Annotated in this window: 12 protein-coding genes and 1 tRNA gene; 1 reads left to right on the top strand and 12 read right to left on the bottom strand. The window is 65.4% G+C overall.

Annotated features, from left to right (window positions below; all coding sequences use genetic code 11):
• The 3 genes from Q0R23_RS00760 to Q0R23_RS00750 all read right to left on the bottom strand — a co-directional run.
• Nucleotides 1-543 (bottom strand): PIN domain-containing protein (locus Q0R23_RS00760; protein ID WP_293909261.1); only part of this gene is annotated, 543 nt, incomplete at its 3' end.
• Between the two features lie 2 nt (nt 544-545).
• Nucleotides 546-977: a helix-turn-helix domain-containing protein gene (locus tag Q0R23_RS00755; protein WP_293909259.1), complete on the bottom strand. Its 432-nt coding sequence runs from the start codon at nt 975-977 to the stop codon at nt 546-548.
• A gap of 236 nt (nt 978-1213) precedes the next feature.
• Entirely contained in the window at nt 1214-1561 is a 348-nt protein-coding gene (locus tag Q0R23_RS00750; RefSeq protein ID WP_293909257.1) for a hypothetical protein, read from the bottom strand.
• Nucleotides 1562-1614: 53 nt separating this feature from the next.
• Here Q0R23_RS00750 and Q0R23_RS00745 point away from each other — a divergent pair, with 53 nt between their 5' ends.
• Nucleotides 1615-3318 carry a dynamin family protein gene (locus Q0R23_RS00745; RefSeq protein ID WP_293909255.1) on the top strand — a complete coding sequence of 568 codons (1704 nt, stop codon included), beginning with the start codon at nt 1615-1617 and terminating at the stop codon, nt 3316-3318.
• 56 nt (nt 3319-3374) lie between these two features.
• Here Q0R23_RS00745 and Q0R23_RS00740 read toward each other — a convergent pair whose 3' ends face one another.
• The 9 genes from Q0R23_RS00740 to xseB all read right to left on the bottom strand — a co-directional run bounded on the left by Q0R23_RS00740 (nt 3375) and on the right by xseB (nt 10572).
• The gene (locus Q0R23_RS00740; RefSeq protein WP_293909253.1) at nt 3375-4400 is read right to left on the bottom strand and encodes a DUF4384 domain-containing protein; all 1026 of its coding nucleotides are present in this window, start codon (nt 4398-4400) and stop codon (nt 3375-3377) included.
• 279 nt (nt 4401-4679) lie between these two features.
• A tRNA-Gln gene (locus tag Q0R23_RS00735) sits at nt 4680-4753 on the bottom strand.
• Between the two features lie 157 nt (nt 4754-4910).
• Nucleotides 4911-5282 (bottom strand): ribosome silencing factor, encoded by a 372-nt coding sequence (gene rsfS, locus Q0R23_RS00730; protein WP_293909251.1) that lies wholly within the window; start codon nt 5280-5282, stop codon nt 4911-4913.
• 195 nt (nt 5283-5477) lie between these two features.
• A complete protein-coding gene (locus tag Q0R23_RS00725; protein ID WP_293909249.1) occupies nt 5478-6764 on the bottom strand; it encodes an LCP family protein in 1287 nt (428 codons plus the stop codon).
• 17 nt (nt 6765-6781) lie between these two features.
• Entirely contained in the window at nt 6782-7528 is a 747-nt protein-coding gene (gene yqeK / locus Q0R23_RS00720) for a bis(5'-nucleosyl)-tetraphosphatase (symmetrical) YqeK (RefSeq protein WP_366520369.1), read from the bottom strand.
• A 149-nt stretch (nt 7529-7677) separates the two neighbouring features.
• Entirely contained in the window at nt 7678-8988 is a 1311-nt protein-coding gene (obgE, locus tag Q0R23_RS00715) for a GTPase ObgE (RefSeq protein ID WP_293909247.1), read from the bottom strand.
• Between the two features lie 194 nt (nt 8989-9182).
• Nucleotides 9183-9458 (bottom strand): 50S ribosomal protein L27, encoded by a 276-nt coding sequence (rpmA, locus tag Q0R23_RS00710; protein ID WP_293909245.1) that lies wholly within the window; start codon nt 9456-9458, stop codon nt 9183-9185.
• Between the two features lie 99 nt (nt 9459-9557).
• Entirely contained in the window at nt 9558-9863 is a 306-nt protein-coding gene (rplU, locus tag Q0R23_RS00705) for a 50S ribosomal protein L21 (RefSeq protein WP_293909243.1), read from the bottom strand.
• A 388-nt stretch (nt 9864-10251) separates the two neighbouring features.
• Nucleotides 10252-10572, bottom strand: a complete 321-nt coding sequence (gene xseB / locus Q0R23_RS00700; RefSeq protein WP_293909241.1) for an exodeoxyribonuclease VII small subunit — start codon at nt 10570-10572, stop codon at nt 10252-10254.
• Between the last annotated feature and the right edge of the window lie 267 nt (nt 10573-10839).

Genomic DNA, 10839 nt, shown 5'->3' with positions numbered 1-10839 from the left:
GTGCTGGCCAGCATTGGTCACGTTCAGGAGCTGCTGGTATGGCGGCCCTTCGTGCGGGTTCAGCTTCGTCCTCACGCCCACTCCAGTTTCACCCGCTGCGCCACCGTGCTTTTCCGGTTCCCCATTTCTGAGTTGCACCCCATCCGGATGCAGGACTTGCAAACCCAGTGAAGCGAGTGCGGCGGCTGGAAAGTCGCGCAGGTTGAAGGTCAACAAATGACTGGCCTGCCCATGCAAGGCTGCCGCCAGCACATGTAGATCATCAGGGTCGGGCAGGGTCAGCCCAGATAGCCGCGCTTCGTAGCCACTGATGCAGGCGTCTGGCAGGGCACGGTCCATCAGGGCACAGGTGCGCTCCAGTCGTGCGGCGTCCAGGTCGCCCTGATGCTCCAGCAGGTTCCGGACCCATTCCTGCTGCACCTGCTTGCTCCAGCGCAGTTCCAGCACGTCGGCCAGCGCCAGACGAATGAGTAGATTTCGCAGGACCGAGGCGTACAGCACATTGGCATCACAAAACAGCCGGAGGGGGACGGGCGGCGTCACCGTCAGTACAATCCCAGCGCCTGATCTTCGGCGCTCAGGGCTGCCGCCAGGCGGCGTCGCCGGACCTGTTCGGTCTGATATGCCAGCAGATCCCGCAGGGTGATCCGGCGGTGACTTCCAACTTTATGAAATGCCAGTTTCCCGGTGTCGAGCAGGTGACTGACCAGAAAAGGGCGACTGATGCCAAGCATTCTGGCGGCCTCGATAGTGCCCACTTCTTCGTCCGGCAGCACCACACTCACGGCGTGTCCAGCGGCCCCCTCACGAATGAGCAGCGCCACCAGTTCAGCGAGCGCTTCAGGCAACTCCACGGGCTGAGCACTGCCGATCACCTGAAGGCACAGCCGTGGCCGCTCAGCCGGAACGGTGCTAGCCAGGCTTTCCAGTTGAGCTTGTTCCTGAAGGGTAGGGAGGTAAGACAACGAGGCGGTCATACAATTAGCCTAACTCAAGTGTAATAAGTGAAATGTAGTTCGTCGAGCTGGAAGCCGTCACTACCACCCCTGAGCACCCCTTCTCCGTCCAGGCGCACAGGGCACCCAGCCCAGGCCGAAGCGGTGGGGCATGAGGAGCTGAACACGCATTGGGTCGGTGCTGGTCATCGCCCCCAGTATGGTGAATGTCAGTGTGATTAGCGGTTTGTCCAGCGGTGGGCTGTCGGCGTCTGCCCTCAGTTCAGCCGCTCCTCCCCCGGCATCCGGATGTGGTCCACCTGGGCGCCGTAGCGCAGCAGAATGGTCTTCAGGCGCTGCATGGCCGCCGCCGCCCGCTCCCGGTCCGACTCGAAAAAGGCCAGCGTCAGTTGACCGTCGATGAAGCCGCCCTGCCTGTCCGGGCGCGGCTCGATCACCTGGACCTGAAGTGGCCGGGCAAAGGCGTGGTCGTGCATGATGTCGTTCAGGACTTTGGCGAAATTGATCTCGCTCATGTCCTGCAAGGTGAACTGGATGCCCAGCAACTGTGCATCATGCGGGGCATCATGCGGGGGACCGTGCGGGGGTTCTGGTGGGTCGCTCATGTGCCCACGCTAGCAGACCGGGCCAGGCCGTTCCCCAGCCTCTAGAATGCCCCATGACTCAACTCGTCAGCGCCGGGGTGCAAGACCTCCTGACCCGTGAACGCAGCCTGCTGGCCGACCTTCAGTCGCTGCTGGAGGTCCAGGGCGCCCCTGCCGAGGCCAGTGAACAGGCCAGAGCCGCCCTGCGCCACCTCGACGAAGCGTTTTTGCTGGTGGTGGTCGGCGAGTTCAACGCGGGCAAGAGCAGCTTCATCAATGCCCTGCTGGGCGACCAGGCATTGCCCGAAGGCGTCACGCCCACCACCGACCGCATCTACGTCCTGATGCACGGCGAGACGCGGGGCGAGCTGGAGGCCACCGCCGACCCCTTCGTCAGTAGGTTGCGGGTGCCGCTGCGGGTGCTCGAAGGCGTGGCGCTGGTCGATACGCCGGGCACCAACGCCATCATCCGGCAGCACCAGTCGCTCACCGAGGGCTTCTTGCCGCGTGCCGACCTGGTGCTGTTTCTGACCAGCGCGGACCGGCCCTTCACCGAGTCCGAGCGGCAGTTTCTGGAGCTGGTCAAGCGCTGGGGCCGCTCGGTGGTGATGGTGGTCAACAAGGCCGACCTGCTCGAAACCCAGGACGCCAAGGTGCAGGTCCGCAACTTCGTGGAAGCCGGAGCGCGGGCCACGCTGGGCCTGACGCCGCCGGTCTTTCTGGTCTCGGCCCGCGCCGAGCAGCGTGGCGGCGACGTGGGCTTCGGGGCGCTGCGCGAAGTCCTCAAGATGCGACTGTCCGAAACCGGGCGCACCCGCCTCAAGCTCGCCGCGCCGCTGGGCACCGCCGCCGAGCTGCTGTCCGGGGCCACCGGGCGCACCGAGGCCGCCCGCGCCACGCTGAGCCGCGACATGGCCACCCACGCCCGCCTGGAGGAGCAGCAAGCCCACCACCACGAGCGCATGGGCGCCGAACTCGACGGCCAGCTCAACCGGATGGGCCGCCTGCTCTCCGAGTTCGAGGTGCGGGCCGACGCCTTTATTGACCGGAGTCTGCGCCTGGCCAACGTCCGGCAACTGCTCAACGGGCGTGACCTCGAAGCCGCCTTTCGCAAAGGCGCCGTGGCCGACCTGCCCGACGCTATCGAGGGCCAGTTCGGCTCGATGATCGACCGCTTCGTCGAGAGCAATCTGCACTTCTGGGAAGACGTTCAGGCCGACCTGATCCGCCGCCAGCCCGAAGGCGAGGTGGCCCGCAGCCGGTTTTCGTATGACCGCAGTGCCCTGATCGAGGGCATCTCCGGCAGCGCCCAGCGCCACGTCGCCGAGGGCACCCAGCAGGAGCTGACCCGGCTACTCTCCCGCGACGCCGAGGACGCCATGCGCGGCGTGATCGGCTTCGGGGCGGGCGGCGTCGCCATCGGCACGGTCACGGCCCTGGCCATCGGCGGCGCCCTGGCCGACTTTACCGGCGTGCTGGCGGCCATTACGGTGGGCAGCCTGGGATTATTCGTCTTGCCGCAAAAACGGCTGGCGGCGCTGCGGCAACTGCGGGTGCGTATCGCGGAACTCCGGGGCAGCCTGGAGCGCATCGTCCGGCGCGAATACGAGCGCGAGCAGGAACGTGCTGACGCCAGGTTGCAAGACGCGCTGCTGCCGTTCACCGGCTTCATCCGCCAGGAGGGCAGCCGCCTGGAGCGTGCCGGGCGCCAGAACGCCGAGCTGCTTTCTCGCCTGGACGCCCTCAAGGTTGATGTGGAGGCGCTGGGCCAGGCTTGAGGTCGGCACGTCAAAAGGCCCCGGTTGATCGCCGGGGCCTTCTGAACGCGCTGTATCTAGCGGGTGGGGTTGATGGTGATGGTGCCGCCGTTGCTGACGTTATAGGTGTTGACAAAGGTGCGGTAACCGGGGGCGATCAGCACGATCTCGTGCGAGCCGCGCGTCAGGCTGAGGTTCAGGCCGCCGTTCTGGACGGTGCCGACCTGGCGTCCGTCGACGAAGACCGTGGCGCCGTTGAGGCTGCTGCGGATGTTGACGGGTGCGGTGTTGCTCACGGGCGGCTGAGGGGTCACGGCTGTCGAGAACTCGACGTTGACGTTGGTGGTGGCGCCAGCGCGGATGCTGATGTTCGCCACGTAATCGCGGTAGCCGGGCGCGGTGATGCGGACCGGGTAGCTGCCGGGGCGAATGGCGCTGTAGGTCTGGTTGGCGTCGCCGAGGCGCTGGCCGTTCAGGAACACCACGCCGCCGGGGACGTTGGTGCCCACGAACAGGTTGCCGGTCTGGACCTGCTGGGCCAGGGCCACGTTGTAAAAGGCGGTGTCGCTGACCCAGCTATTTTGCGGAATCGGGTTGACCACGATGCTGAGGGCCTGAGCGAGCTGCTCCTGGCCCTTGGCCTTGACGGTGGCGAGTTCGTTTTGCTGGCCGCTGAAGCTGCTCAGGTCGCCCAGATTTAGCTCGGTCTTGGAGGCCAGCGCCAGCACCTTGTTCAGACCCGCCGGGCCGTCGATGTCGAAGGTGAAGGTGTCGCCGGGGGCCGGGAACGACTTGACGACGTTGGCCTTGACGAAGTTCGCACCGCTGGCGAAGCGGTTGGGCAGCAGTTGATCGATTTTGCCGCTGCCGTCGATGTTGAACAGGTAGACGTAGGCGTCCTGGTTGGTGATGACGTTGATGGTGATCTTCTCGCCCACGCGGTAATCGGGGGTCTGGGAGCCGTCCGGGTTCTTGTCGGTGTAGACGCGCACGCTGACGTCCGGCTGGACGGGGTTGACGATAATGCTCTGGGCGCTGATCTTGGGGGCCGCCAGGGCGCTGCTGAGCAGCAGGGCGGCGGGCAGTACGAGCAACTTGTTCATGTGGAGCCTCCTGAAAAGAAGCCTACGTTGCCAAAGGTGACGCCCTATGAGGCTGAGCGGAGAAAGCCTTTATTAAGATTCAGCCGCCAGTCAGAATGGCGCGGGTGTCGGGCGGCGCTGGGAGCTGACTTTAAGCTGATCCGGGTCGTCTGACGGGCCTTCATAAATGAGGCTTCGCTTATCATGAGAAAGTGACTGAGCGGACATTTGCCTGCCAGTGGCGACACGGCGGCGACGCAGCGGCAACACAAAAGCCCGCACGCGGCGGGCCTTTCTGATTGGCTGGGGCACATGGACTCGAACCATGATCAACGCTTCCAAAGAGCGCCGTCCTGCCATTAGACGATGCCCCACCAGGGGTAGTCAGGACGGGAAGAAGTATAACGGCCCAGCCGGAGGGGGTCAAGTCTGAGCGGCGCGGTGGTGACCGGTGCCCAGCGGCGCCGAGGCCAGCACCGCGCCGCTCAAGAGTCGAACAAAATAAACGTCTGGGCGAGGGTTTTGCTCATCTCAGCGCTGTTCCGGGAAGCTCAGGCTGCGGGCGTCGCTCCACAGCCCTTCGAGGTCGTAATACTCACGGGCGTCCTTGGTCATCAGGTGGACCACGATGCTCGATCCGAAGGCCAGCAGCAGCCAGCGGTCCGAGGGGCCTTCCACGGTAGGGCGGTTGAGGCCCGCCTCCATGGCCTTTTCGCGGATGTTTTCCTGCACGGCGTTGAGCTGGAGCCCGGCGGTGGCGGTGCAGATCACGAAGAATTCGAGGGTGGTGCTCACCTGCGTCAGGTCGAGGACCACCACGTCCTCGGCGCGGCGCTCACGGGCGGCGTCCACGATGGACTGGAGTTGCTTGAACATGCTGGGATCGGGGTGAATCATCGTCATAGGGGCTCCGGAAGGCTTGTGGCCTGTGGCGTGCGGCGTGTGGAGACAGATGGGCGAAACTGAACGTCAGTCAGGCCCTGGTACGAGGGTCAGTGGAGGAGAGGTGAGTCCAGGGCAGGGTGTGAGTCAGAGATTGAAAGTGAGCTAAGCGAGTAAAAGAAACGGGTAAAAGAAACGAGTAAAAGAATGAGGTACTCAGGGCGCCGGACTGTAACGGTTCAGCGCGGCGAACAGAGTTGTGGCGTCGCTGCCGAGCAGCAGGCCGACCTGACCGGGCTGCACCGAAAAGCGCTCGCCCTGGAGCCGGGGCAGGTTCAGGAGGTCCGCCAGGGTCTGGGCGGCGCCCACATCCGACTGGGTAAACACCTGGCTGTGCTCGTCGCTCACGGGCGCCTGACTGACCCGGACGTTCGGGTAGCCTGAACGCCGCAGCACCCCGGCCATCTTCTCGCCCAGCTTGCTCCCGCTGGCGTCTTGCAGCAGCAGCGTCACCCTGGCGCCCGGTTCGGCGTTCGGGTCCGCCGGGCTGCTGGGCGCGGCGCCCTCTGCGGCGCTGACAGCTCCGGTAGGGTTGCCCCAGATCTGCGAGAGCTTGTCGCGGTTGACCGCCAGGTTGAAGCTGCCGCGAATGGTGTCGGTGGGCAGCGTGGCGAAGCTGAGCTTGTACTGGCCCAGCGCCGGGCGCAGCGTCTGGATGATGTTGGGGTCGAGGTTGGTCTCCACGCCGTTCATCACCCCGACGATAGTGGGCAGGGCGGCCAGACCACGGGCGGTGGGCAACTTGCTGGCGAGCTGGCTGAGCGCCTGTTTCTGGTGGTCGATGCGCCCGTAATCGTCGCCGAAACCCTTGCGAACGCGCAGGTACCAGACCGCCTCCTGCCCGGCCAGGTGGTGCGGCCCGGCGGCGAGCTTGAGGTTGACGCCCGCCGCCTGATCGACCCACTCGATGCCCTGCGGCTGCTGGATGTCGATGTCCAGCCCGCCCAGCGCGTCGATGACACGGGCCACCTCGTCGGTGCGCACGATCAGGTAGTTGTCGATCCGCTCGCCGGTGATGGTCTCCACCGCGCTGACCAGGCCCGTCGGCCCGCCGCTCCAGTACTTGGCGTTGACCTTCTGCTCGGAGGCCGAGGCGCGTGGGTCGAAGTCGCCCACGGTGGTGTCGCGGGGAATCGAGAGCACATCCACCCGCTTGCCCTGCACCTTGACGACCATCAGCGTGTCGGTGTTGGCGGTCTGAATGACGCCTTTGCGCTGGTTCTGGTCTTTGCAGGGCTGGCGGTAGTAGCAGTAGGTGATGTCGCGCCCGGCCAGCAGCAGCGTGAAGCTGGGCAGCGCTCCGGCACTGACACTGATGGGCGCCGCCACGGCGCTGCTCTGACTCAGGGCGTAGTAGCCGCCGCCGCACAGCGCACCGAGGGTCAGGGCGGCGAGTTGCAGCGGCCTGGCCCAGCGCCAGCGCTGAACGCCCGTGTTCGGCATGCCTGTGCCCGGCCCCCTCACACGCTGCCGGAACGGGTCTGGTCGCCGCGTCGCTGCCCGGCCTGGAGCTTGGTGGTTTGAAGTTGACCGGTCTGGAGCTGACCGGTCTGGAGCACAGAACCTTGGCTCATCAGCGCTTGTGTCAGCGGTTGCTCAGGCGGCAGGGCGCCGCGCCGTTGCAGGCCCCGGTACGCCTCCAGGGTGCGCGGATGCACCGGAATGCCCCGCGCCCGCAGGTACTGCACCTTGGAGCTGATGGCCTGCGCCAGTGCGCCCTCCAGGTCCACCATCGCCAGCTCACGGATGTTCTCGTTGACGCCCCGGCCCGGCTCGGACACGTCGGCAATGTAGACACACGCCGCCACCGGGCTGCCGCTGCGCGGACCGGTGGTGTGGTCCTCGACGGCTTCGAGCACCACCAGGTCGCAGCAGCCCCAGCGCTCCAGCAGGGTGCGGGCAGCCCGGCCATGCAGCGCCAGCGGATGCGCCTGGTCCACCGGGGTTTCCGGCGGCGCCAGTCTCAGCAGCTCGGCGTCGGGCAGATCGCGGGCGATGTCGTGGAGCAGCCCGGCCAGGTAGGCCCGGTCCGCGTCGATGGCGTTGGCGTGCGCGATCTGACGGGCGAGCGCCGCCACCCGCAGGATGTGCTCGAAGCGCCGCGATTTGACCATCAGCCGAACGCGCCCCAGCCACTCGGCCACAGGTGTCGGTGTGGGCTGCGCGGGCGCCGGGTACAGCGGGGTCTGGAAACGGGTTTGAATCATGACAGGGATTGGGAGGGCCACGACTGCATTTGACGAGTATAGCGCCAGGTTCGGACGGGCCGCTGTCGTGGAAGCGGCAATTGAAGCTGACTCCGAACCCGCTTCCAGTCGGGTCTGGATTGCCGCCCTCGCCGCCCAGCCGCTCCCGGTCACGGGCGGCTTTCCCTCTCCTGTTCCTCGAAATACTCGAATCTCAGCCCGCCGATGTCCACCGTGTCGCCCTCGCGGGCGTTGACCCTTCTGAGGGCGTTGTACAGACCCTGACGCTGGAAGACGCCCGACAGGTACTCGGCGGCGTCTTCCAGGTGGCGGGCGAAGCGCTCGATCTTCTCCTCGAAGCCGCCGCCCGTGACCATCCAGACCCGCTCCGGTTCGCCCTCAGTGTTCACGGATTCGCTGAGTTCGAGTTCCAGCGGCGGAATCACAATGGTGTCGCTCTCCTCTTCCAGCGCGTGCGTCTGGGCCCACAGCTCGCGGGCGGGCAGCAGCTCGAAGAGCGCCAGGCGCAGCTCATCCAGTCCGGTGCGCTCGGCGGCGCTGATGCGCAAGACCGGCAGGCCCACCATCACCAGTTCGTCTTCGGCGATCAATGCGGTTTCCTCGTCCACGGTGTCGATCTTGTTCAGCGCCACCAGCGCCACGCTGCCCAGCAGCATCGGGTCGTAGCTGCGCAGCTCGGATTGCAGCGCCTCCAGCTCGCGCCGGGGGTCCACCGCCACGTCGATGACGTAGACCAGCACGCGGGTCCGGCTGATGTGGCGCAGGAACTCCAGCCCCAGGCCCTTGCCCTCGCTGGCGCCCTCGATGATGCCGGGGATGTCGGCCAGCGTGAAGCGGTCTTCGTCATGCACGCCGGTCACCACGCCCAGAATGGGGGAGAGGGTGGTAAACGGATACGCCGCGATGGCCGGGTTGGCGTTGGAGAGCGCCGCCAGCAGGCTCGATTTGCCCGCGTTGGGGTAGCCGACCAGGCCCACGTCGGCGATCAGCCGCAGCTCCAGGCGGATTCTGCGCCGCTGGCCCCGCACGCCGATCTCGGCGAATCTGGGCGCCTGCCGGGTGCTGGAGGCAAAGACGCTGTTGCCGCGCCCGCCCGCGCCGCCGCGAGCGATGGTCTTCGTCTGGCCGGGCCGGATCAGGTCGGCGACCACCTTGCCGGTGTCGGCGTCGAAGGCCGTGGTGCCCACCGGCACGTCGATGATGATGTCCTCGGCGTCGGCCCCGTTGCGCAGCCGTCCCTCGCCGCCGTTGCCGGTGCCCGCCTTGAAGCGTCGCCGCCCCAGCAGCCGTTCCAGACTCTCGACGCCCTCGACGGCCCGCAGGTAGATGGTGCCGCCCTTGCCGCCGTGACCGCCGTCTGGGCCACCCTTTTCCATGTATTTGGCCCGGTGGAAACTCATCGAGCCGTCGCCGCCGTTGCCGCCGGTCACTTCAATTTCCAGTACGTCTCTAAACGCCATAGCTACTCCGTATCCAGCCTATTTTCGTATCAGGCCCATCTGCATCAAGCCCGATCCATATAAAAATCAGCCGTTTCTAATTCAGCCGTATCAAACTGAACGGGGCCGAGCGCGTAGCCCGGCCCCTGCACAACTGATTTGATTTGCTCAGCCCTGAACCCACTCAGCTTTTAATCAACTCAGCCGCGCTGAATTCAGTCGGCGGCGAGCTGCACAGGCACTTCGAGCACGCTGATAAAGCGGCCCTTGGCGCCCTTGTTGGCGAACACCACTTCGCCGTGGACCAGCGCGAACAGGGTGTGGTCGCGGCCCATGCCGACGCCGACGCCCGCCCGGAACTTGGTGCCGCGCTGGCGAACCAGGATGTTCCCGGCCAGCACCTTCTCGCCGCCGAATTTCTTGACGCCGAGCATCTTGGGCTGGCTGTCACGTCCGTTTTTGGAAGAACCTACGCCTTTCTTGTGAGCCATGTCCGTTACCTCTTGTGGGTACTGCTGGGGAGTGCGAGTCAGGATTCTTGTCCAGGGGTGAGGAAGGCCCTCACTTCATGGGATGTTTGCGCTCAGCGCTCAGCCCTGAATGCCGGTGATGCGCAGGGCCGTGAACTGCTGGCGGTGGCCGGTGCGGCGGCGGTACTGCACGCCACTTTTGTACTTGCGGATGTAGATCTTTTTGAGCTTGCCGTGATCGACGACTTCGGCGTTGACGGTGAACTTGGCCGCGTCGGCGCCAAATAAGGTCTGCTCGCCGCCGACCATCAGGGCCGTCAGGTCCAGCTTGTCGCCAGCCTCGTTTTTGGGGAGCTTCTCGACGCGGATCACGTCGCCTTCCTGTACGCGGTACTGCTTGCCGCCGGTCTGGATAATTGCAAACATCGTGGTGTTCTCCTTGTGAACCCCGGTCTGGGCCGCGTTCACACGAGGTTGGGCCGCTCAGACTTCGGGGTGTTCCTCTGCCGCAAACATACGGCAGGGCATCAGCGCAAGATTGTATCACGCCGGAGGGGGAGCCTCAAGGCGGGGCGAATGGACTGGGGCAGGGGAAGTGGCGGACGCAGCGCCTGAAACAGGAGCGCCACTTGCTTTGAGGCTGAACTCGAAAGTGGAGGTGTCCGGAGCACAGATGTCCGGAACACAGATGAAGCACAGATGAAGCGTGCCGCTGCCCTCGACAATCCACGAAACCGGCGGCTTAGTCCTGATAGCCCCAGCACAGGCTCAAGTCCGGCCAATACGGTCTGGGAGCCCGAAGAGGTGCCTCGCCTCAGAAGAAATCTTCCAACTCGTTGTCCTGATCGTCTGTCTCTTGATTGTTTGGGTCGTCTTCCGAGTCGGCGTCCGTGCCTTGCAAATTCGGTGCGGGCGTTTCTCCACCCAGCGCCGTTCTCAGCGCCTCGATGCGGCCCCGGCAGACCTCGTAGGCGGCCTGAGCCTCGGCCAGCAACGGCAGCACCCGGTCCAGATCGGTTTCGCCCTCTTCCAGCTCGGCGGCAATGCGCGTGAGCTGATCGAAGGCGGCCCGGTAGGTCTGGGTCTGGTAGCTCTGGATTTTGGCAGCTCCTGGCGGTGTTTTTCTGGTGCTCACGCCCCGGAGTCTAGCGTCTGAGCCTGCCCTCCGCCCCGGCTCGACTCGCCTTTATCCTGACCTTATATGTCCGCCCCGACTTTCCTCCTGACTTTCCCCTGGAGCCGCGCCAGGCCGCTGTCAACCGTAACCCGCGCCAGGGTTGACACATCTGCAAGTGCGCTGTATTGTTTCTGAGCCTCCTTGGGGGCGAGACGCATGACAGCGAAACGGTAAGTGACGATGAAGGCGCGTCCGACAGGACGCGGTGAGCGGGTCTTCCCCCCG

The organism is Deinococcus sp., from assembly GCF_025362455.1.
In the GTDB taxonomy this organism is placed as follows: domain Bacteria; phylum Deinococcota; class Deinococci; order Deinococcales; family Deinococcaceae; genus Deinococcus.
Note: the sequence above shows the minus strand (reverse complement) of the source record. Positions and strands in the feature narration are given on the sequence as shown.

Excerpts from the sequence above, each read along its gene's own strand:
- rplU (WP_293909243.1), bottom strand. The coding sequence starts at position 9,863 with ATGTTTGCAATTATCCAGACCGGCGGCAAGCAGTACCGCGTACAGGAA.
- rsfS (WP_293909251.1), bottom strand. The coding sequence starts at position 5,282 with ATGACGATGATTCACCCCGATCCCAGCATGTTCAAGCAACTCCAGTCC.
- yqeK (WP_366520369.1), bottom strand. The coding sequence starts at position 7,528 with ATGATTCAAACCCGTTTCCAGACCCCGCTGTACCCGGCGCCCGCGCAG.
- rpmA (WP_293909245.1), bottom strand. The coding sequence starts at position 9,458 with ATGGCTCACAAGAAAGGCGTAGGTTCTTCCAAAAACGGACGTGACAGC.
- Q0R23_RS00755 (WP_293909259.1), bottom strand. The coding sequence starts at position 977 with ATGACCGCCTCGTTGTCTTACCTCCCTACCCTTCAGGAACAAGCTCAA.
- Q0R23_RS00750 (WP_293909257.1), bottom strand. The coding sequence starts at position 1,561 with ATGAGCGACCCACCAGAACCCCCGCACGGTCCCCCGCATGATGCCCCG.
- Q0R23_RS00740 (WP_293909253.1), bottom strand. The coding sequence starts at position 4,400 with ATGAACAAGTTGCTCGTACTGCCCGCCGCCCTGCTGCTCAGCAGCGCC.
- Q0R23_RS00725 (WP_293909249.1), bottom strand. The coding sequence starts at position 6,764 with ATGCCGAACACGGGCGTTCAGCGCTGGCGCTGGGCCAGGCCGCTGCAA.
- Q0R23_RS00745 (WP_293909255.1), top strand. The coding sequence starts at position 1,615 with ATGACTCAACTCGTCAGCGCCGGGGTGCAAGACCTCCTGACCCGTGAA.
- obgE (WP_293909247.1), bottom strand. The coding sequence starts at position 8,988 with ATGGCGTTTAGAGACGTACTGGAAATTGAAGTGACCGGCGGCAACGGC.